18 protein-coding genes are annotated in these 19,441 nt (G+C 64.0%); 9 read left to right on the top strand and 9 right to left on the bottom strand.

The features are described from left to right. Window positions 1–166 precede the first annotated feature (166 nt). The 5 genes from XH98_RS17145 to XH98_RS17165 all read left to right on the top strand — a co-directional run bounded on the left by XH98_RS17145 (window position 167) and on the right by XH98_RS17165 (window position 7,408). Window positions 167–2,065 (top strand): SurA N-terminal domain-containing protein, encoded by a 1,899-nt coding sequence (locus tag XH98_RS17145; RefSeq protein ID WP_271619347.1) that lies wholly within the window; start codon window positions 167–169, stop codon window positions 2,063–2,065. A gap of 14 nt (window positions 2,066–2,079) precedes the next feature. Beyond that, window positions 2,080–3,093, top strand: coding sequence for an anthranilate phosphoribosyltransferase (gene trpD, locus XH98_RS17150; RefSeq protein WP_271601125.1), 1,014 nt, complete (start codon window positions 2,080–2,082; stop codon window positions 3,091–3,093). A gap of 7 nt (window positions 3,094–3,100) precedes the next feature. Continuing rightward, entirely contained in the window at window positions 3,101–3,922 is an 822-nt protein-coding gene (gene trpC, locus XH98_RS17155; protein WP_271619348.1) for an indole-3-glycerol phosphate synthase TrpC, read from the top strand. 16 nt (window positions 3,923–3,938) lie between these two features. Continuing rightward, window positions 3,939–4,454 carry a cyclic pyranopterin monophosphate synthase MoaC gene (moaC, locus tag XH98_RS17160; RefSeq protein WP_271619372.1) on the top strand — a complete coding sequence of 172 codons (516 nt, stop codon included), beginning with the start codon at window positions 3,939–3,941 and terminating at the stop codon, window positions 4,452–4,454. Between the two features lie 221 nt (window positions 4,455–4,675). Beyond that, window positions 4,676–7,408 carry a bifunctional diguanylate cyclase/phosphodiesterase gene (locus XH98_RS17165; protein WP_271619349.1) on the top strand — a complete coding sequence of 911 codons (2,733 nt, stop codon included), beginning with the start codon at window positions 4,676–4,678 and terminating at the stop codon, window positions 7,406–7,408. Here XH98_RS17165 and XH98_RS17170 read toward each other — a convergent pair. The 8 genes from XH98_RS17170 to XH98_RS17205 all read right to left on the bottom strand — a co-directional run bounded on the left by XH98_RS17170 (window position 7,405) and on the right by XH98_RS17205 (window position 14,540). Continuing rightward, window positions 7,405–7,971 carry an RNA polymerase sigma factor gene (locus XH98_RS17170; RefSeq protein ID WP_271601122.1) on the bottom strand — a complete coding sequence of 189 codons (567 nt, stop codon included), beginning with the start codon at window positions 7,969–7,971 and terminating at the stop codon, window positions 7,405–7,407. The two genes, XH98_RS17165 and XH98_RS17170, sit on opposite strands and share 4 nt — an antisense overlap. 99 nt (window positions 7,972–8,070) lie before the next feature. Further along, entirely contained in the window at window positions 8,071–8,274 is a 204-nt protein-coding gene (locus tag XH98_RS17175; protein WP_271619350.1) for a hypothetical protein, read from the bottom strand. Between the two features lie 82 nt (window positions 8,275–8,356). Continuing rightward, window positions 8,357–8,695: a hypothetical protein gene (locus XH98_RS17180; RefSeq protein WP_271619351.1), complete on the bottom strand. Its 339-nt coding sequence runs from the start codon at window positions 8,693–8,695 to the stop codon at window positions 8,357–8,359. Window positions 8,696–8,993: 298 nt separating this feature from the next. Further along, on the bottom strand, window positions 8,994–9,743 hold the full coding sequence (locus tag XH98_RS17185) for a cytochrome c3 family protein (protein WP_271619352.1): 750 nt from the start codon (window positions 9,741–9,743) through the stop codon (window positions 8,994–8,996). Window positions 9,744–9,766: 23 nt separating this feature from the next. Beyond that, complete coding sequence (locus XH98_RS17190; protein ID WP_271619353.1) at window positions 9,767–10,471, bottom strand: iron reductase; 705 nt, start codon at window positions 10,469–10,471, stop codon at window positions 9,767–9,769. Between the two features lie 4 nt (window positions 10,472–10,475). After that, a complete protein-coding gene (locus XH98_RS17195) occupies window positions 10,476–12,446 on the bottom strand; it encodes a 2Fe-2S iron-sulfur cluster-binding protein (RefSeq protein ID WP_271619354.1) in 1,971 nt (656 codons plus the stop codon). A gap of 22 nt (window positions 12,447–12,468) precedes the next feature. Next, the gene (locus XH98_RS17200) at window positions 12,469–13,179 is read right to left on the bottom strand and encodes a Spy/CpxP family protein refolding chaperone (protein ID WP_271619355.1); all 711 of its coding nucleotides are present in this window, start codon (window positions 13,177–13,179) and stop codon (window positions 12,469–12,471) included. Window positions 13,180–13,307: 128 nt separating this feature from the next. After that, window positions 13,308–14,540: an OpgC domain-containing protein gene (locus XH98_RS17205; RefSeq protein WP_271619356.1), complete on the bottom strand. Its 1,233-nt coding sequence runs from the start codon at window positions 14,538–14,540 to the stop codon at window positions 13,308–13,310. A gap of 494 nt (window positions 14,541–15,034) precedes the next feature. Between XH98_RS17205 and XH98_RS17210 the strand changes: the two genes are divergently transcribed. After that, complete coding sequence (locus tag XH98_RS17210; RefSeq protein WP_271601115.1) at window positions 15,035–15,289, top strand: hypothetical protein; 255 nt, start codon at window positions 15,035–15,037, stop codon at window positions 15,287–15,289. A gap of 231 nt (window positions 15,290–15,520) precedes the next feature. On the opposite strand, the gene XH98_RS17215 is transcribed toward XH98_RS17210, so the two are convergent. Continuing rightward, entirely contained in the window at window positions 15,521–16,858 is a 1,338-nt protein-coding gene (locus tag XH98_RS17215) for a S41 family peptidase (RefSeq protein ID WP_271601114.1), read from the bottom strand. Window positions 16,859–17,168: 310 nt separating this feature from the next. On the opposite strand from XH98_RS17215, the gene XH98_RS17220 reads away from it, so the two are divergent. The 3 genes from XH98_RS17220 to XH98_RS17230 all read left to right on the top strand — a co-directional run bounded on the left by XH98_RS17220 (window position 17,169) and on the right by XH98_RS17230 (window position 19,291). Then, window positions 17,169–18,296: an alpha-hydroxy acid oxidase gene (locus XH98_RS17220; protein WP_271601113.1), complete on the top strand. Its 1,128-nt coding sequence runs from the start codon at window positions 17,169–17,171 to the stop codon at window positions 18,294–18,296. A 14-nt stretch (window positions 18,297–18,310) separates the two neighbouring features. Next, window positions 18,311–18,934: an HAD family hydrolase gene (locus tag XH98_RS17225; protein WP_271601112.1), complete on the top strand. Its 624-nt coding sequence runs from the start codon at window positions 18,311–18,313 to the stop codon at window positions 18,932–18,934. A gap of 141 nt (window positions 18,935–19,075) precedes the next feature. Then, window positions 19,076–19,291 carry a hypothetical protein gene (locus XH98_RS17230; RefSeq protein WP_271601111.1) on the top strand — a complete coding sequence of 72 codons (216 nt, stop codon included), beginning with the start codon at window positions 19,076–19,078 and terminating at the stop codon, window positions 19,289–19,291. The last annotated feature ends 150 nt before the right edge of the window (window positions 19,292–19,441 follow it).

Genomic DNA, 19,441 nt, shown 5'->3' on the forward strand with positions numbered 1-19,441 from the left:
CCAGAGACCAGACGCCTCTAACCGCAACTTGGAGGGCCGGCCTGAGGCGAGGTTGCGGGGCGAAAGCCGCCACTTTATGATGGCATATCAATTTGGTGACGCGCTTTTGCGGAATCTGCATTAAGACGCGCTCCCGTTCCCCTCCTATCAAGACAAGTTGGACCAAATGCTTCGAGGAATGCGCAAGGCCTCATCAAACTGGGTCGGCAAGACCATCATGGCCGTCGTGATGGGCGTGTTGATCATCAGCTTCGGCATTTGGGGCATCGCCGACATTTTCCGGGGCTTCGGGCAGTCCACGCTGGCCAAGGTCGGCCACACCGAGATTTCGCTGAACGAGTTCCGCCAGATCTACACCGACCGCCTGCAGCAGATCGGCCGCCAGTTCGGCCGTCCCCTCACGCCGGACCAGGCGCGCGCGTTCGGCCTTGACCGCCAGGTGCTGCAGCAGACGATTGCGGAAGCCGCCCTCGACGAGAACGCGCGACAGATGGGGCTGGGCCAATCCGATGAGCAGGTCCGCCAGCTCATCATGAACGACCCGAACTTCAAGGGCGTCGACGGCAAGTTCGATGCGAACCGCTTCCAGGGGCTGATCCGTAATTTCGGCTACACCGAGCAGCGCTACGTGGCCGAGCAGCGCAAGGTAGCGCTGCGCCGGCAGATCACGGGCACGATCGGTGCCGGCCTCGAGCCGCCGAAAACCATGCTCGAGGTGGCGACGCGCTTCCAGAACGAGCAGCGCTCGATCGAGTTCGTCAGGCTCGATACGGCGCAGGCCGGCACCATCGATCCCCCCTCGCCCGAGGCACTCGCCGCCTATTTCGAGGATCACAAGGTCCAGTTCCGCGCGCCCGAATACCGCAAGATCGTCTTCGCCATGATCTCGCCTGAGGAGATCGCCAAGTGGAGCGACGTCTCCGACGATGACGCGAAGAAACTGTTCGATCAGCGCAAGAACCAACTCTCCACGCCGGAGAAGCGCCAGATCAAGCAGATCGTGTTTCCTGATGCGGCCCAGGCGCAGGCCGCGCGCGAGCGTCTGGTCGGCGGGATGTCTTTTGAAGATCTCGGCAAAGAGCGCGGTTTGACGGCCTCCGACGTCGATCTCGGGCTGGTGACGAAATCCTCGCTCGAACCCACCGTCGGCAATGCCGCCTTCGCGCTTCCCGTCGGCGAGATCAGCCAGCCGATCCAGGGCCCGATTGGCGTCTCGATCGTCAAGGTCGAGAAGATCGAGCCCGCCGCCGAGGCCGACTACGCCAAGTTTGCCGCCGACGTGAAGCGATCCATCGCGACCGAGCGCGCGCGCAGCAAGGTCGGCGAGCTCCGTGACAAGATGGAGGACGAACGCGGTGCCGGCACCAGCGTCGCCGATGCCGCACAGAAGCTCGGGCTCACGGCCGTGACCATCGACGCCGTCGACCGTTCCGGCCGCGCGCCGGACGGGCAGCCGGTCGCCAACATTCCCCCGGGCCTCGATGTGGTGTCGCAGGCCTTCAACAGCGATGTCGGCGTCGACAACGACCCGATCTCGTTCAAGGGCGGCTACGTCTGGTACGACGTGCTCGCCATCACGCCCTCGCGCGACCGCAATCTCGACGAAGTCCGCGACCAGGTCGAGGCGCGCTGGCGCCAGGACCAGATCGCCACCAAGCTGAAGGCGAAGGCGACCGAAATGGTGCAGAAGCTCGAACAGGGCGGCAAGCTCGCCGACGAGGCCGCAGCGGTCAACGCCAAGGTCGAGACCGCCAGCGGCTTCAAGCGCGACGACACTCCGGCCGGCGTGCCCGCCAACATCGTTGCGGCCGCCTTCCGCACCGCCAAGGACGGCGTCGGGCAGGCGCCCGTGACCGGCGGCACCGAAGTCATCGTCTTCCGCGTCACCGACATCGTCGATCCCGCGGTCGACACCGCCTCCGATGCCGTCAAGAAGCTGAAGGAGAGCGTCGGCAAGTCGCTGACCGATGAACTGGTCGCCTCCTACGTCAACAAGCTTGAAACCGACATCGGAACCACCATTAATCAGGCCGCCTTCGCGCAAGTGACCGGCGCGAACCAGTGAGTTGAAAGCACGCGATGGACGACCTGAAATCGATCATTGGAAAAGTGGCGACCGGCGCCAGCCTGTCGCGTGAGGAAGCCGCATCCGCCTTTGACGCCCTCATGTCCGGCGAGGCCACCCCCTCGCAGATGGGCGGCCTCTTGATGGCGCTGCGCGTGCGCGGCGAGACCGTGGAGGAGATCACCGGCGCGGTGACGGCGATGCGCTCGAAGATGCTCACCGTCGACGCCCCCGCCGACGCGGTCGACATCGTGGGCACCGGCGGCGACGGCTCCGGCTCGGTCAACGTCTCGACCTGCGCCGCCTTCATCGTCTCGGGCACCGGTCTTCCCGTCGCCAAGCACGGCAACCGCGCACTGTCGTCGCGTTCGGGCACCGCCGACGTGCTGGCCTCGCTTGGCGTCAAGCTCGACCTCAAGCCCGAGCAGGTCGGGCGCTGCGTGCGCGAATGCGGCATCGGCTTCATGTTCGCGCCGGCCCATCACCCCGCCATGAAGAACGTCGGCCCGACCCGGGTGGAGCTCGCCACCCGTACGATCTTCAACCTGCTCGGGCCGCTCACCAACCCGGCTGGCGTGAAACGGCAGATGGTCGGCGTGTTCTCCAGGCAATGGGTGCAGCCGCTGGCGCAGGTGCTGAAGAATCTCGGCTCCGAATCCGCCTGGGTGGTGCACGGCTCCGACGGCCTCGACGAGATCACCCTCACCGGCCCGACCTTCGTTTCGGCGCTCCACAATGGCGAGATCAGGAATTTCGAGGTGACGCCCGAGGACGTCGGCCTGCCGCGCTGCGAGCCCGGCGCCCTCAAGGGCGGCGACGCCGACGCCAATGCGATGGCTCTGCAAAACGTGCTCGACGGCAAACCGAGCCCCTATCGCGACGTCGCGCTGATGAACGCCGCCGCGGCGCTGGTCGTCGCTGGCCGCGCCAAGGACCTGAAGGAAGGCGTCGCGATCGGTGCGAAATCGCTCGACAGCGGCGCTGCGAATGCGCGACTGAAACATCTGATCGCGGTCTCGAACAGCTGAACCCGTCATGTCCGATATCCTGACCAAGATCGAGGCCTACAAGCGCGAGGAGATCGCGGCGGCCAAGCGCGCGCAGCCGCTCTCGGCGCTCGAGGCACAGGCCAGGGCGCAAGGCGCGCCGCGCGGCTTCGTGCGCGCAATCAAGGCCAAGCATGCCGATGGCGATTACGCGCTGATCGCCGAGGTGAAGAAGGCCTCGCCCTCCAAGGGGCTGATCCGCGAAGATTTCGATCCGCCTCTGCTGGCCAAGGCCTATGAAGCGGGCGGTGCGGCCTGCCTGTCCGTGCTGACCGATGCGCCCTCGTTCCAGGGCCATCTCGACTTCATGGTGTCGGCACGCGCGGCGACCTCGCTGCCTGTGCTGCGCAAGGATTTTCTGTTCGACACCTATCAGGTCGTCGAGGCGCGGGCGCACGGCGCCGACTGCATCCTCATCATCATGGCCGCGCTGGATGACGCGACGGCCAGGGATCTCGAAGACGCCGCGATCGCCTACGGCATGGACGTGCTGATCGAGATCCACGACCGGGCCGAGCTCGATCGGGCGCTGAAGCTGCGTTCGCCGATGATCGGCGTCAACAACCGGAACCTGCGCACCTTCGAGACGTCGCTGGCGACCAGCGAGATGCTGGCGCCTCTGATCCCCGAGGGGCGGCTGATGGTCGGCGAAAGCGGCATCTTCACGCCCGCAGACCTCGCCCGGCTGGAGCGCGTGGGCATGTCGACCTTTCTGGTCGGCGAGAGCCTGATGCGGCAGGCCGACGTCACTGCCGCCACGCGCACGCTGCTCGCGCGCGAGACCAAGGCCCGTGCCACGGGCGCGCGCTGACATGGTGCGCAAGATTCTGGCGCGCAGGCCTGCGAAGACCAGGCCTTCGAAGAAGGCGGGCCCTGCCCTCACCCATATCGGCGCCACCGGCGAGGCGCGGATGGTCGACGTCTCGGACAAGGCCGCGACCGAGCGGCTCGCCGTTGCCGAAGGCCGTGTCGTCATGGAAAAGGCAACGCTCGACCTGATCGTGTCTGGCAACGCCAAGAAAGGCGATGTGCTCGGCACCGCACGCATCGCCGGAATCATGGCCGCGAAACGGACCTCGGAGCTGATTCCGCTCTGTCATCCGCTGGCGCTGTCGAAGGTCACGGTCGACATCGAGCCCGATGCGAAGCTGCCGGGCTGCGTGGTCCGCGCCAGCGTCAAGGTGACTGGCCCGACCGGCGTCGAGATGGAAGCCCTGACGGCGGTGACGGTCGCCTGCCTCACCATCTACGACATGATCAAGGCGGTCGAGCGCGGCGTGCGCATCGAGGGGATCCATCTGATCGAAAAGCTGGGCGGCAAGTCGGGCCATTACCGCGCCTGATCCGGTGCCATGTCAGCGTTGAGCTTGCTGCCCAGGCCGCTCACGAACGTGATGACAGCAAGTGCGAGACCGGCGCCGTGGGTATCGATTGCATTTGTGCGCATCCGTTTATGTCGCGTTAACCGCGATTCCTAACGTCGCCTCCACATCGATCCCGTAAACCGACGGATGTCATGGGGATCAAGTAGCCACCCTGACGTGTGTGGACGGCAGCGATCGACATGATGACAAGATACGGCAGCCGCCTCTTCGACCAGGCCTTCGTGCGCAGCGGACCGATCCGCTGGCTCGTGGTGGGCGGCACATTGCTCATCGCGGCGATCGCCGTCGGCGCGGTATTGATGGCGCAGAATTTCCGCGAGCGCGCGCTGCGCAACTCCAGTCGCGAACTGGAAAACACCGCGCTGCTGCTCGCCCATCATTTCGATCAGCAATTGCAGGATTTCGTGGTCATCCAAAAGGATTTCGTCGACCACGTCCGCCTCAGCGGAATCCTGACCGCGGACGACTTCCGCAAGCGCCTCTCCGGCGAGGACGTGCACCGGATGCTGCGCTCGAAGATCGAGGCGCTGCCGTACATGGGCGGCGTCAACATCATCGACGCCGACGGCAATGTGATCAATTCCTCGACGGCATGGCCGGCTCCGAAGGTCAACGTTGCCGACCGCGCCTATTACCGCACGTTCCGGTACGATCCGCAGGCGCCCGACGTGCTGATCGAACCGGTTCACAGCCGCATCTCCGGCGCCTGGACCATCCTGATCTTGCGCAGGATCATGGGGCCACACGGCGAGTTCATGGGTGCCGTCGGACGCGGCATCGAGCCGGCTAATTTCGAGAAGTTCTTCGAAACCCTCATGCTCGGCGATAGCGCCACGATCTCGATGCTGCATCGGGACGGCACACTGCTTGCCCGCTTTCCCCAATCGAGCGACATGATGGGACGCAATTTCAGGAACGGCTCGTTCGAGCAGCAAAGGATCTTCACGCAAGACCATTTCGCGGGGCGGATGGTGAGCCCGATCGACGGCGAGGACCGGCTGGCCTCGGCGCGCACCCTCCCCCACTTCCCGATCCTGATGATGGCGACGACAACGCGCGCGGCAGCGCTGGCCGACTGGCGGGAACAGATCGGAATCCTGATTTCGGTCGCCGGCGCGTCCGCGCTTGCGATCGCGGGCGTGTTGACCGCGATCGTGCGCAAGCTGCTGGAGCAGCACCGCATGTCCCGGGAACGGTTGACACTGGAGAAGCAGCGTCTCGATCGCGCCGTCAACAACATGACCCAGGGCCTTTTGCTGTTCGACGCCGAGCGGCGGCTCGTGATCTGCAATCAGCGCTACATCGAGATGTACGGCTTGTCGCCCGACATCGTCAGACCCGGCTACAGTTTCCGCGACATCATCGCGCACCGCAAGGAGACGGGCTCCTTTACGGGCGATGTCGACCAGTATACCGCGCGCGTGCTGGGCGACATCCACGTGCGCAATTCCATGGTGGTCGACACCAGCGATGGCCGCTCGATCCAGATCGTCAACGAGCCTCTCGCCGACGGCGGCTGGGTCGCGACCCATGAGGACATCACCGAGCGGCGCCGCACCGAGGAGCGCATCACCCACCTCGCCCACTACGACGCGCTGACCGACCTGCCCAACCGCGCCAAATTCCACGAACATCTGCGCGAAGCGCTGGCCGCCATCGGCCGCGACGAAGAGCTCGCCGTGCATTGCATCGACATCGACGAGTTCAAGGGCGTCAACGACGCGCTCGGCCATCTCGTCGGCGACGAGCTGTTGAAGTCCGTGGCGGAGAGCCTGCGTCGCTGCGCCGGCCCAAACGATTTCGTTGCCCGGCTCGGTGGCGACGAGTTTGCGATCGTGCAGGGCGCGGTGACCTCGCAGGACCAGGTCAACGAGCTCATTGCCCGGATCTTCGCCGCGATCCGCACGCCGTTCGATTGCATGGGCCATCACCTCACCACCGACGCCAGCATCGGCATCGCGCTGGCGCCGCGACACGGCAACGCGCTCGACCAGATCCTGAAGAACGCTGATATGGCGATGTACGCCGCCAAATCTGCCGGGCGTCACACCTATCGCTTCTTCGAGCCGGAGATGGACGCCAGGGTGCGCGAGCGGCGCCGGCTGGAGATCGACCTGCGCCACGCCATCGCCCAAGGCGGGTGCGAAGGCGGCCTCGAGGTCTATTACCAACCCTGCGTCAGCCTGAAGGACGATCGCATCACCGGCTGCGAAGCGCTGGTGCGCTGGCGCCACCCCGAGCGCGGCATGGTTTCGCCGGCCGAGTTCATCCCGATCGCCGAGGATACCGGGCTGATCAACGAGATCGGCGAATGGGTGCTGTCGACCGCCTGCCGTGAGGCGGCCACCTGGCCCGACGACATTCGCCTTGCGGTCAACGTCTCGCCGGTTCAGTTCAAGAGCGGCACGCTGGCGATGAAGATCGTGGCAGCGCTGGCCGCCTCCAGCCTGCCGGCGAGCCGGCTCGAGCTCGAGATCACCGAGGCCGTGCTGATCCGCGACGATGACACCGCGCTGGCGATCCTCCACCAGCTCCGCGCCATTGGCGTGCGCATTGCGCTCGACGATTTCGGCACCGGCTACTCCTCGCTGAGCTATTTGCACCGCTTCCCGTTCGACAAGATCAAGATCGATCGTTGCTTCGTCAACGACATCGCCGGTCCCGACGGCTCCGCCAGCATCGTGCAGGCGGTGGTCAATCTCGCCAGCGCCCGTCGTATGGCAACCACGGCCGAAGGCGTTGAGACCGAGGAGCAGCAGCGGCTGCTGCGCACGCTCGGCTGTACCGAGATGCAGGGCTATCTGTTCAGCGCCGCCAAACCGGCCGACAGGATGCTGGAGCTGTTCGCGCTTCATCGCAGCCGGCTCGCCCAGCGCGAGGCCGAACCAGGCCGTCGGCGCGAGGTTGGCTAGGGCGGAGTTCGGCTGCCGGCGCAGCGGCATTCCCAGAAGCTCTCCTCAAGACATACAACGCAGGTCTGCTCGAGACGCTCCCTCAGGACATTTCGCGCGCGGTGAAGACGAACGGTCAGATTGTTCACGGTCACGCCCAGATCGGCGGCAACCAGCTCCCGCGGTTCACCGGCAAGATCTATCCTCCTGATGACCTCGGCGTGCTCGGGCTTCAGCAAGGTCAGATGGGTATGAAGACACTCGCAGACCACGGTATTCGCCGCAGCATCCTGGTCGGCTGCAAGACGGTCGTTGAGCTCGTGCGGAAACGGCATCTCCCGCGTCCTGCTCTTCAATCTCTGACGGTGAAAGTCGGCGATGGTCGTTGCCAGGACCCTGCTCAACCAACCTCGAACCGAGTCCGCATCACGAATGTCGCCCGACCGCTCCAGTGCGCGCAACATGAACGCCTGGAGCACTTCCTCCGCTTCCGCCCTCCCGCCAAAGCGTCGCTGCAGATAGCTGCGGAGGCGATCGTAACTGCTGACGAGAGCAGTACGAACAACGCTCTCCTGCGCTTCCAAGGAGCCGGCTCTCCGCGCCGGTCGGCTCTCGTTCGGCGATTTCATGACCACAGTCCTTGCATGACGTTCGGTAGATCGCTTGGCTTGATCGGGAACGCGTCAATCGGACACGCTCCGTTCGCTAGTGCGGCAGCCGTCCGAGCACAGGTCGCGAGGGCTCGCCGCTACAGCGGCGCACAGGGGATGACCTGAGCCGACGATCGCGATGCGGGCATTCTTCTGCTCGACGCGCAGCGCGCGCGGGCGCCACCAGGACCGATCATGTCGCTCGCTGCGCGAGGTCTTGGCGCGCGTCGCCGTCATCCGCCTGGGCATCGCGCCCATTGCCGATGTGTCGGCCCGCGCTCCAACCTGGAGCGAGTCAGCCTGGTCGCCGGGAACTATTTCAGGTGATGGGAGGCCGATAGTGGCGACGGAACGTGCCTTCGTCGCCGATCACGTCGGGCTGGGCTTCGCAACGCGAGCGCGGCACGACGAACTCCCCAATCCCGGGCGCCTGAGGCGACACGGCGGTGAAGCAGAGGACCGAGCCGCAGCAGCTCGCATGCCGGTCGCAGGGTCGATCCTGGTCGTCATCACAATCCCCGGCCATCGCAATGTCATGCGAATGAACCGCCGATCCGACCGCGTCGTCATGCCCGTGCGAATCCGCAGGCTGATCGGCCTGGTACTCATACTGCATCATTGAGTCGAGGGGGATCGAAATCGCAAGAGACGGCGTCATCGATGCGAACAGGTAAGCGACGGCGACAAGCCATCCCCACCATCTTCGCCTTGGCTTTCGCAAGCCAATCATCTCCGCACCTGCTATCACGACCGGGAAACATATAGCCCCGGTTGCAGTGACGGCCAATAGAAAACGGCACACACAGATTAGACAATGCGAGAGCTGCGATAGACGAATTGCACGTGCGGGAATTTGGGGTCCGGCGCGGCCGCCGGATACCGTGCGAAAACGAACGTCCTGATTTTTTCGTCCGCTCCCGTAATATAGGGCACCCATCTGCGTCGCACGCCCCCGGTCAGTGATGCTTCATCCAGCCGACACCTTTGATGTCGTTGAACGAGTCGGTCCGGTGACACAGAAAGCATTGATCGACCGATGCATGCTCCTGTCCGGCGATCACCCGATCCATCATCGCGAAGTGACCCATGTAGTGGCTCGGCGGCGCCTGATGACATTGGGCGCAGTCCTTCGACGTTGGCGAAGGATGCAGGAAACCGACGATTGTCCAAAACGCGAGACCATGGCAATTCGAGCATTGCCGTCCAAACAGCTCGCGGTGCGGTTGCCGGTTGCTGTGGCAGTTGGCGCAATCGAGCTCTGCCTTTTCCCGCCTCTCGGACTTTGGCAGGCCGAGAAACTCCTTCAAGTCCTCCGCCAATCGATCGGCCGTCCTGTCAAACAAGTTCCCGCCAGCGGGAGGCATCGCAACTTGCAGCAGTGAAGCGTGATCCATCCTGATCGGCCGCGGCCCGCCAATGTGCTCACGATGGCAGCCGGAACATTGACCGGCCGCCGCAGCATGAAACGCCGTCGACTGCTTGCCGAGATCGCCCGCAGACGGCGCATGACAGGCGATGCAGGCCGCAGCATCAACGCCCTTGGTCGGCGTGTGGCAGCTCTCGCATCTGTCGGACAGAAATGCGTGCTTCCCCGAGAGCGGCCCGGGCATCACGAACCTTGTCCAGCCCGGGACGACTTCGGAGCTGCCCCGATACAGAGCAATCGACGTGACCGCCGCGCTTGCGAGGGCCAGCGTCGCGACCACGACGTAGAGCGCGCCCCTGATCGTCACGCCAGCCACCGCAGCCCGTAATAGACCTCGGCTGCCACATGCACCGCGAGCAGCGCATACATCACGATCGCGGCCACGACGTGCAGCCCGATCCACGGCATGAAGATCTTCTTGACCGTTTCGCTCGATCCGATCGCTGCTTCGAAGTCGGAAATGCTATCGACGAGCTGCAGCAACGGCACGTTTCGAAGCGCCGGTGCAGGCATGGCGACCTCCTCATGCGCCATCCGATCGGGCGACGACAGAGCCGCAGCAGTGTGCTCATAAGCCGACCTCAAGGTCGCCAGATCCGACTGCTGCCGGCGAAGCTCCGTTGCCGTTTGCGGCAGGTAGTAGCGCCCGACAAATCCGGTGACGACGACGATCAGCATGCTGGTCACCAGGGCGATCCCAAGCGGGCTCTGGAATTTGTGTCCGGTATGCAGAAGCGCGAAGAACGCCGCGACGATTCCGGCATAGGCGTGAAATGCCAGGAGCGTTGGCATCGACACGCATCGCGTGACCAGCGTCTTCAGACCCAGGCTGTATTTCGTCATCGGATAGACAAGAAGGAGAACCATCAGCACGGCCGCACCGGCCCCGAGGACAAAGCCCGCGAGGCTTCCAGCGAACCTGCCGTCAGAGTGAAGCAGGAAAGCCGGCACCAACAGCAACAGGGCCGCCAGAACGATATCCGCGATCAGACGCTCTCTCCGGTTCATCTTGTCAGGCCTCGACGACCAGATCTCCGACCGATTTCGCCTGGCAGGCCAGGATGAGGCCGTTCGCCTTGTCATCGGCGGTCAAGGCGTCCTGGACCTCCATCGTGACGTTACCTTGCAGCAGGTGCGTCTTGCAGACACCACAGACCCCGGCCCTGCACGAATAATCAATCGACACGCCGGCGCTCTCGGCCACTTCAAGGACACTCTTGTCGGGGGGCAGCGCCGCCACCTTGTCCGATCTCGCAAAACGAATGGTGGCCGTCGCGGGCCCGATCGCCGCGGCCAATTGATGACGCGCCTCACCTTCCGGCGTCGGCGCTTCGACGACGGCCTTGCCGGGGGGCGGAACGGCTCCGCGGGCGGGCCCAAAAGCCTCCGTCTTGATCTGCTCGCGTGGCAGGCCGAGTCCGATCAGCGTCTTCCTGAGCGCGTCCATCATTCCGGGCGGACCACACAGGTGAACACGCCGTTTGACCAGATCGGGCACGGCCTGCGTCAGGAAAGCAGCTGTGATCTGCCCTTCGTTTCCCATCCATGACGTGCCGGCGGCCCGCACCATGGTGGCCGCAACGTGCAAATTGTTCATCCTGCGCTGGAGATGTTCGAGCTCGTCCCGGAAGATGAACTGCTCGGTCGTCTGCGCGCCATAGACGAGATAGATCTGGCCCGGCCACGCGATGTCAGAGAGGTACCGGATCGCCGCCATCAGCGGCGTGATGCCGACGCCGCCTCCGATCAGGACAACGCTGTCGGCTTCCGTGCCCGTGAACGTAAAGGCGCCGGAAGGGCCTGCGACCTCAAGGAGGTCACCCTCCTTCACGTGGTCATGCATGTAGTCGGAAAGAAGCCCGCCATCTTCGCGCTTGATCGTGGTCTCGACGTAGGCAGTCTGGGCAGCGGACGACGCGATCGTATAGGAGCGCCTGATGGTCTTTCCGTCGATCTCGATGGCGTAGGTCAGGAACTGCCCGGGCAGGAATGCAAATGGGATCGCGCCGCCGCCCGGCGCTTGCAGACGGAAGGTCTTGACGTTCGGCGTCTCCTGATAGATCGCACAGATCCTCAGCTTGCCTTTCCAGGAGCGGTTCGCTTCGACCCGCGGAGGATCGCGATCCCTCCCCTGAGAAGGTGTCGGTTCAGCCCTGCCCGGCTGACTAACTGATGTCGCGGCCGCGGGGGGTGCTGCGGCAGCAGCCGGAGCGACTGCTGCGCGAGTCAGCCGCTCCACCAGCGCATTCGCCCGGCGCATGCGCGCGACATAGATGGCCAGCATCGCGAGCGAGAACAGCACCAGCAGCGCCATGGTCGAGACGTGAAACCAGGAGACCCTCGCGGCCCCATCATCGGCATCCATGGCGCTTCGCTCAGGCAGGAGATTCATCTGCGACTTGAACCAGGCCTGCGCGATTTGCTGCGGTGGCTTGCCCTCCTGAAGTGATCGCAGCACGATCACGCCACTCTGGACCGCGTTAAGGAACACGCGAAGCCGCCGCGACGCCTGATCGGCGGCAACGAGATCGCCCCCGGCGATGGCATGCCGCAGGTCCGTTCCGGCTCCCGCCAGGCGATCGGCCTCCGCGCCGATCCGCTCGCGCGCCTGAGCCTCCAGATTATTGCGTTGCTCGGCCGACAGCGCCGGCATGTCCATCAACGCCGGATAAAACTCCTTGCGCGGCCGCCCCATCATGTCGTCCATTCCGCCCATCATCCCGGAGGCGGCCCTGCCGGTCGGAACGCGAACAGCATCGCGACCGCTCAAGCCTGCTGAACCGTCCGGCGGCGCGTCCTCGCCGGCGCCGCCGGACGGTGCTGGATGATGCGCCGCGTGATCGCTCTCTGCCTGGGCCAGCTCCTTGCGCTGAAAGAACTGCCCTGCCAGGTCCGAGGCGAGCACGGCATTCCCGACGAGCTGGCTCGTCAGGACGACGAGCGCAGCCACGCCGGATCGACATCGAAGCGGCCCACCAAACATGATCCTGCCCTCGCCGCAGTGTTCAGAATGACGCGATCAGGGGCAGCAGGATCGTGTCTGCGGTCTGTTTCTGGCTCTGGTTCAGCGACGCATAGAGACGCGTGAAGGCCAGACGCGCCGATTTGATTGCGTCCAGACGCTCGGACAAGTGCCGCTCGTAGTGCTCCAGACGGTCGGCGCTACCAAGCCCCTCGTCCATTGCGAGCATCTTGCGCGCTTCCAGCAAATGCCGCCGGCTCGCACGCAAGGCATCTGCAACGTTATTCCAGTCGGCAGCCTGCCCGTCGCTGATCTGCAGCTCCGCCTTCAGAAATGCGATCCGCCCTTCGAGCCGCTCGGTCACGTCAGCCGGGCCACTGATTGCACTGCCGCTGCCGGACGAACTCATCTGGCCGCGCATCATCTTTTCCATCATCGGCATCATCGGCATCGTGCTGGATTTGTCCTCGCAGCCAGCGCCCTGACAGTCCCGCATCTGGCCCTGTGGCGGCATCTTCATCTTGTCGTCGTTCATCCGGCCGCCACCCATGTTCTGCGGCTGGCCTGCCGGTTGGCCCATATTGGTGTTGCTGCCGGATAGCGACGGGTCGGGAGTCTTTGACATCTTGTCGTCATCCATCATCGCGATCCGGTTCAGATCAGCTGCGGCGATTGCGGACGACGGCCCAATCGGCCCCAGCACGAAGACAGCCAAGGCGGCGGCGCTCACGACAAGATTTCTCGGACGATTCATGGTCATTCTCCAGGTTCGATTCGGCTGGTTATCTGCTCGCCGACGTCGGCGATGAGACAGCGATGTGCGGGTCAGGCCATATAGACGCGAAGTGCCCGCGGCTCTTACGCGTTGGTGCGTGCAGACTTTCAGCGGTTATCATTCGCCCCCTCCTCACCGGACGAACGGCTTCTGTCGACATCCTTCGACCACGTCCGGTAGTAGGCGACGATCGTCATGACCCAGAGCCCCGCAGCGCCGACCACGAGCTGGGCCCATATTCCCTCCGCCCCGGTCTCGATCACGAAATGCGCGACGAACGACAGGAAGAGGCCAACGCAGAACACGGACAGCGATTGCTGGCCGCATCGGATCAGCGGTTGGAGGAAGGGCGACTTCAGGCCGGGCCAATCGCTTGGAACGAGCGAGACGACGATGAGCACGAGGCTCGCCAGATGGATCACGCGATACGGGCCAAGATTGGTCTTGTCGTTCGGAATGAAGATGGCGGTGAGCCCTTCCGGAACGTAATCCCGCAGCGAGGGGATTCGTTCGGCCAGCGTCATCGCAAACGCAAAGAGCAGGAAGCCGCAGCTCGCGACGAGCAGCGTGCGGGACGACAATAGCCACCGGCTTGCCGCGGCGCCTCCCAATGCGAGCCAGGCGCCGAATACGAAGAGCAGCTGCCAGGCGAACGGATTGAAATACCAGACTCCCGCCGGATAGGACGGCAAATTCCAGCCGTAATGGCGGGCGGCCAGATAGAGGCCCAGCGAACCGATCATCACCGCGTTGCGCCATCGCAGCATGAGCCAGAGCACGGCCGGAAACGCTGCCATCAAAACGATATAGAGCGGCAGGACGTCGAGATTGAGCGGCTTGAACTTGAGGATCAGCCCCTGGGACAGCGTTTCGACGGGAAAGGTCATCAACGGCGCGACGTTGAACTGATCCATCAGGTGAAGGTCATCGAAGCTGTGCGCGAGATAGTGCACGGCGGTGAGATAGACGAAGAACAGCAGCAGGTGGGCGACATAGAGCTGCCATACCCGCCGCAGCAGCCGGGTTGCTCCGATAACGAAGCCACGCTCCATCATCATCGACCCGAACACGAACGTCGCCGTGTAGCCGGAGATCAGCACGAACAGATCGGCGCCATCGCTGAAGCCGTAATTCCGTGTCGTAAGCCAGACGAGCGCCGAATCCGGAACGTGTCCCAGGAAGATCAGCCAGTTTGCCAGGCCGCGAAACAAATCCAGCCGAACGTCGCGTCGGGGCCTGGCCAGCACGGATCTGATCGTGATCGTCTCCCAGAGCCGACGATGCAAGAGAAACGCAACTCGCAAGGGCCGACCGGGCACCTGGATCGTATCGTCAATCAACGGTGTCTTCCCATTTCCGTGCGATGTGCTGCGGATCGCAATCGCAACCGCGATGCTTCCGCCGCTCATTCGCGCCGGCACGCTAGGTCGCGTCGTTGATGCTCCTTTGACAGACATCAAACTCGAACGACGCGCCGGCCAAATCTTTTTGTCGCGCAGGCATGTAATCAATTGAAGCGTCTGTCGTCCTCGAGTGATTTCGATCGACGGCGTCATCCTCGGGCGAAGTCTCTCGACGGCGCCGCAGGTAGTCGACGGCATGACAAGAAGCCATCGAATTCACGCAATCGATGCAAAATTTTTTCTGTAAGAAGATCGATGCTTTGCGTCGCCCGCCGCAATTCGACGATCCACGCGTCGGCGCTCGCAAGCGTGCACGCCGACGATTGATCTTGCTCAACTTCGACGTTCTCACTCCGGGTTTGGTTGCCTCTCAGTCAAGCCATCGGGACTTGATGACACCAACTCGACAAGATCAAACAGGAGAAACCAGAATGAGCCACCGCAAGCTGATCGCTGCTGCAGCGATCATGTCGTTCGTCGCGCTGCCCGCCGTGGCGCAGACGAGCACCACCGATGAGAAGAACGGCCACCACTACACGGGCGGGCCGAAGACCGAGGTCCTGCACCACATGGGCAAGAAGGACAGCGATGGCGGACCGACCACCGGGTCTGGCGGCAGCCATCATTACGGCGGCGGACCAAAGACCGAGGTCCCGCATCACATGGGCCCGAAGAAGGAGCAATGACGATCGGACGGTGATCCCGCCGCGCGCAAGACGCGGGATCACATCTCCCAGGCAACGCAACGGGGAAACAGTGTGTCCTCGTTGTCGCTACGGCGGAAGCCCGACGCAGCGACTCTGGTCAAGCCTGCGGCCGAGACGTTGAGTTGCCCGGACTTGACGACAGCGCCCAAGACGAATTCGCCCGGGAGCGGTTCATCCGCACCCGGGCGCTGTATCCGTCGGCTTCTCGCTCTAGTTCGGCACCGTCGTCTTCGGCGCCGGTTTCGCGGCAGCCGCATTCACCGTGACGCCGTGCAGGAAGTCATAGGCCGCGTGCAGCGCCTTGTCGTCCTTCTCTTCCGGCGGGACATAGGACTGCGAGCCCGTCTGCTCGGTGCCGTCGGCGGCCTGCAGATGGCCGCGCATCTGCGATTCGGCGATGGTGTCGACGCGGCCCTTCAGCTCGGCCGGGACGTCCTGGAGGATCTCGATATCGGGCGCGATGCCCTGAGCCTGGATCGAGCGGCCCGACGGCGTGTAGTAGCGCGCGGTGGTCAATGCCAGCGCGCCATTGCCGGTGCCGAGCGGAATGATGGTCTGCACCGAGCCCTTGCCGAACGAGCGCGTGCCGATGATCGTAGCACGCTTGTGATCATGCAGCGCGCCCGCCACGATTTCCGACGCCGAAGCCGAGCCGCCATTGACCAGAATAACGAGCGGCTTGCCCTTGGTGAGGTCGCCGCCATGCGCAGTGAAGCGCTGGGTTTCTTCCGGATTGCGTCCGCGGGTCGAGACGACCTCGCCGCGCTGCAGGAACGCGCTCGATACCGACACCGCCTGGTCGAGCAGGCCGCCTGGGTTGTTGCGCAGATCCATCACATAGCCAATGAGCTTGTCTTGCGGGACGTCCTTGGAGATCGAGGCGATCGCCTTCTTCAGGCCGTCGGTGGTCTGCTCGTTGAACGAGGTGACGCGGATGTAGCCGATGTCCCCGTTCTCCACGTGGAAGCGGACCGGGCGGACATGGATGATCTCGCGCGTGATCGCGACATCGAGCGGAGCATCGGCGCCCTTGCGCACGATGGTCAGCTTGGTCTTGGTGTCGACCGGCCCCTTCATCTTGTTGACGGCCTGCTCGAGCGTCATGCCCTGCACGTTTTCGCCGTCGATCTTGCTGATGAGGTCGCCGGACATGATGCCGGCCTTGGACGCCGGCGTATCGTCGATCGGGGAAACGACCTTGACCAGGCCCTCTTCCATCGTGACCTCGATGCCGAGGCCGCCGAACTCGCCGGAGGTGGTCTCCTGCATCTCGGTCCAGGCCTTGTCGTTCATGTAGCGGGAATGCGGATCGAGCGAGGTCACCATGCCCGTGATGGCGCCTTCGATCAGCTTGGCATTGTCGGGTTTCTCGACGTAGCTCGCCTTCACCCGCTCGAAAACTTCCCCGAACAGGTTGAGCTGGGAATATGCATCATCCGCGCCTGCCGCCGCCCGAGCCGCCCATAGTCCGCCCTGCGGACCTGATACGAGGAGGGTCAGGCACGCTCCGGTGAGCGCGCCCAGGGGGAAGAGCAGGGTTTTCCGCATGGAATGGGTGGCCTTTTCGCTGAGCGGTTCTATTGAGGCTGGGCAGCCGCCATGCAAGTGGCGATCCAGCCCGGTTCTCACAATATCATTCTGGTTTCTTCAAGGCCGGCCTGCCACGCCGGCGGGTACGCGGTAAAAATCCCTTCGCCTAAGCCTAAACATTTGGCAACGTTCGCAAGATCGGCCCCCGTTTCCAGCGGGAATCAGTCGACCGGACGGCGCCTCGCAGCTATGCCATTTTAGGATGGTCTTGGAGCGCCGGACGGGATAGGCGATGGCACAATTGCTTCAAATTCTCGGGAGGATAACAATGAACGAAGCACTCCGGCCGGAACGGAACGTCGAACTCGGCGCCAGCAACGAGCCGTTCCAGAACCTGCACGAATTCATCCGGAAGGCGCGTTCCAATCTCAACCAGAACGCCTGGGACTACATCGTCGGCGCGGCCGAGACAGAGACCACGATGCGCCGCAACCGCATGGCGCTGGACGAGATCGCGTTCCGCCCCCGCGTGCTGCGCGACGTGCGCAAGGTCAGCGGCTCGGTCGAGCAGTTCGGCCGCAAGATGCGACTGCCTGTGGTGCTCGCCCCCGTCGGCGCGCTGGAGATCTTCGATCCCCTTGGCGCAGCCAGCGTCGCGCGCGCCGCCGGTACTTTCGGCGCATCGCACATGCTCAGCTCCGTGTCCGAGCCCGGTCTGGAAAAGACCGCCGAGGCCGCGCCCGATGCGCTGCGCCTGTACCAGCTCTACGTCCGTGGCGATGACGCGTTCGTCGCGGACGTCGTCAGCCGGGCGCAGAAGGCCAATTATGCCGCCTTCTGCCTGACCGTCGACACCGCCCATTACAGCCGTCGCGAACGCGACATCGCCAAGCGCTATGTTCGCGAGAGCCGTCTGCGCGCCACCGGCGGCGACTACCAGAAGGGGCTGGAGTGGCGGACCGTGAAGATGATCAAGGACAAATTCAAGATCCCCCTGATCCTCAAGGGCATCGCCACCGCCGAGGATGCCCTGATCGCGCTCGATCACGGCGTCGAATGGATCTACGTCTCCAACCATGGCGGCCGCCAGCTCGATCACGGCCGCGGCGCCATGCATGTGCTGCCCGAGATCGTCGACGCCGTGAAAGGCCGCGCCAAGATCATGGTCGATGGCGGCTTCTGCCGCGGCACGGACATCGTCAAGGCGATCGCGGCGGGCGCCGACCTCGTCGGCATCGGCCGGCTGCAATGCTGGGCGCTGGCCGCAGCCGGCGAGACCGGCGTAACGCGGATGCTGGAACTGCTGGAGGACGAGGTGCTGCGCTGCCTCGGCCTGCTCGGTGCCACCTCCTTCGCCGAGGTCGACAAGTCCTGCCTGCACCCGGCCACCGCAACCAATGTACCGAGCGTGTTCAGCGCGTTCCCGCTATTCGACCACGAGCCCTACCGATACTGACCCGAAAGGATGCAATGACCTCGCTCTCTCCCGGCAGCGCAGATGCGCTTCTGTTCGATCTCGGGCGCGTCGTGCTCGACATCGATTTCTCCAAGGCGATCGCCTGCTGGGCGGGACATGCCGGCTGCGAGCCCGAAGCCATCGTCGCCCGCTATGTGCGCGACGAGGCCTACCGCCTGCACGAGGTCGGCAAGATCAGCGATGAAGACTATTTTGCCTCGCTGCGCTCCTCGCTCGGAATCTCCATTTCGAATGTCCAGTTCCTCGAGGGGTGGAACGCGATTTTCGCGGGCGAGATGCCTGGCATCGCCGAGCTGCTGTCGCGCGCGGCAAAGCAGATGCCGGTCTACGCCTTCTCCAACACCAACCGCCCGCACGTCGACTATTTTTCCAGAGAATATGCCGACCTGCTCGGCCATTTCCGCGAGTTGTACCTGTCCTCCAGCATCGGCCTGCGCAAACCGGATGCGGAAGCGTTCGACCACGTCGTGGCCGCGATGGGCGTACCGGCGAGCCGGATCGTGTTCTTCGATGACCTCGCCGAGAACATCGAAGGCGCGCGCGCCCGCGGCCTCACCGCGGTCCATGTGACCTCACACCACGACGTCGGCGTCGCGCTGAAGGCGCTGGGGATCTGATCGGGCGGCAATTTCCGGAACAATTTCGCCCGAAAACGAGGAACCAAAGCTCTTTGTGCATTTTTGTACGGAGTTCCGGGAACGGAATGCCCCCTTCCGGACTCTTGAGTCCGCTGGGACTTCCATGGACGGACATATCGCGTGTTGGGCAAAACATACCTCACCAAGCAGGCCTCCCTGCTGGTCAAATTCGCCAAGACCACTTCGGACGCCGAGCTTTCTGCCAAGCTGATGAGCAAAGCGGCCGATCTGAAATCTCAGGCAGATCCGATGCCCGACCGGGATCAGGGCCCCAAGGCGCCCGACGTCGCTGAAGTGGAAAACGCGGCAAGGGGAAATCCCATAACGCGGTCGTGACGCTGCCCACAGTTCTGCCCCCGTCGGACCGGTCTGCCCGGATCATGCTGGACATGAGCCCTAGTGCCCGAAGCGTAAGCTTCGCAGCAGTATAGCCCTTTTTGCGTCGGCCCTCCCGCTCGGCTAGAACCTTGCCCGACCGAGTCCTTG

The sequence above is a fragment of the Bradyrhizobium sp. CCBAU 51745 genome, assembly GCF_028128715.1.
GTDB classification, from domain to species: domain Bacteria; phylum Pseudomonadota; class Alphaproteobacteria; order Rhizobiales; family Xanthobacteraceae; genus Bradyrhizobium; species Bradyrhizobium manausense.

What these genes read in the sequence shown, in the direction of transcription:
- XH98_RS17200 (WP_271619355.1), bottom strand. Translation starts at nt 13,179, where the DNA reads ATGAATCGTCCGAGAAATCTTGTCGTGAGCGCCGCCGCCTTGGCTGTC.
- XH98_RS17210 (WP_271601115.1), top strand. Translation starts at nt 15,035, where the DNA reads ATGAGCCACCGCAAGCTGATCGCTGCTGCAGCGATCATGTCGTTCGTC.
- XH98_RS17190 (WP_271619353.1), bottom strand. Translation starts at nt 10,471, where the DNA reads ATGAACCGGAGAGAGCGTCTGATCGCGGATATCGTTCTGGCGGCCCTG.
- XH98_RS17180 (WP_271619351.1), bottom strand. Translation starts at nt 8,695, where the DNA reads ATGACGCCGTCTCTTGCGATTTCGATCCCCCTCGACTCAATGATGCAG.
- XH98_RS17195 (WP_271619354.1), bottom strand. Translation starts at nt 12,446, where the DNA reads ATGTTTGGTGGGCCGCTTCGATGTCGATCCGGCGTGGCTGCGCTCGTC.
- XH98_RS17215 (WP_271601114.1), bottom strand. Translation starts at nt 16,858, where the DNA reads ATGCGGAAAACCCTGCTCTTCCCCCTGGGCGCGCTCACCGGAGCGTGC.
- XH98_RS17175 (WP_271619350.1), bottom strand. Translation starts at nt 8,274, where the DNA reads ATGACGGCGACGCGCGCCAAGACCTCGCGCAGCGAGCGACATGATCGG.
- XH98_RS17165 (WP_271619349.1), top strand. Translation starts at nt 4,676, where the DNA reads ATGATGACAAGATACGGCAGCCGCCTCTTCGACCAGGCCTTCGTGCGC.
- XH98_RS17220 (WP_271601113.1), top strand. Translation starts at nt 17,169, where the DNA reads ATGAACGAAGCACTCCGGCCGGAACGGAACGTCGAACTCGGCGCCAGC.
- trpC (WP_271619348.1), top strand. Translation starts at nt 3,101, where the DNA reads ATGTCCGATATCCTGACCAAGATCGAGGCCTACAAGCGCGAGGAGATC.
- XH98_RS17145 (WP_271619347.1), top strand. Translation starts at nt 167, where the DNA reads ATGCTTCGAGGAATGCGCAAGGCCTCATCAAACTGGGTCGGCAAGACC.
- XH98_RS17225 (WP_271601112.1), top strand. Translation starts at nt 18,311, where the DNA reads ATGACCTCGCTCTCTCCCGGCAGCGCAGATGCGCTTCTGTTCGATCTC.
- trpD (WP_271601125.1), top strand. Translation starts at nt 2,080, where the DNA reads ATGGACGACCTGAAATCGATCATTGGAAAAGTGGCGACCGGCGCCAGC.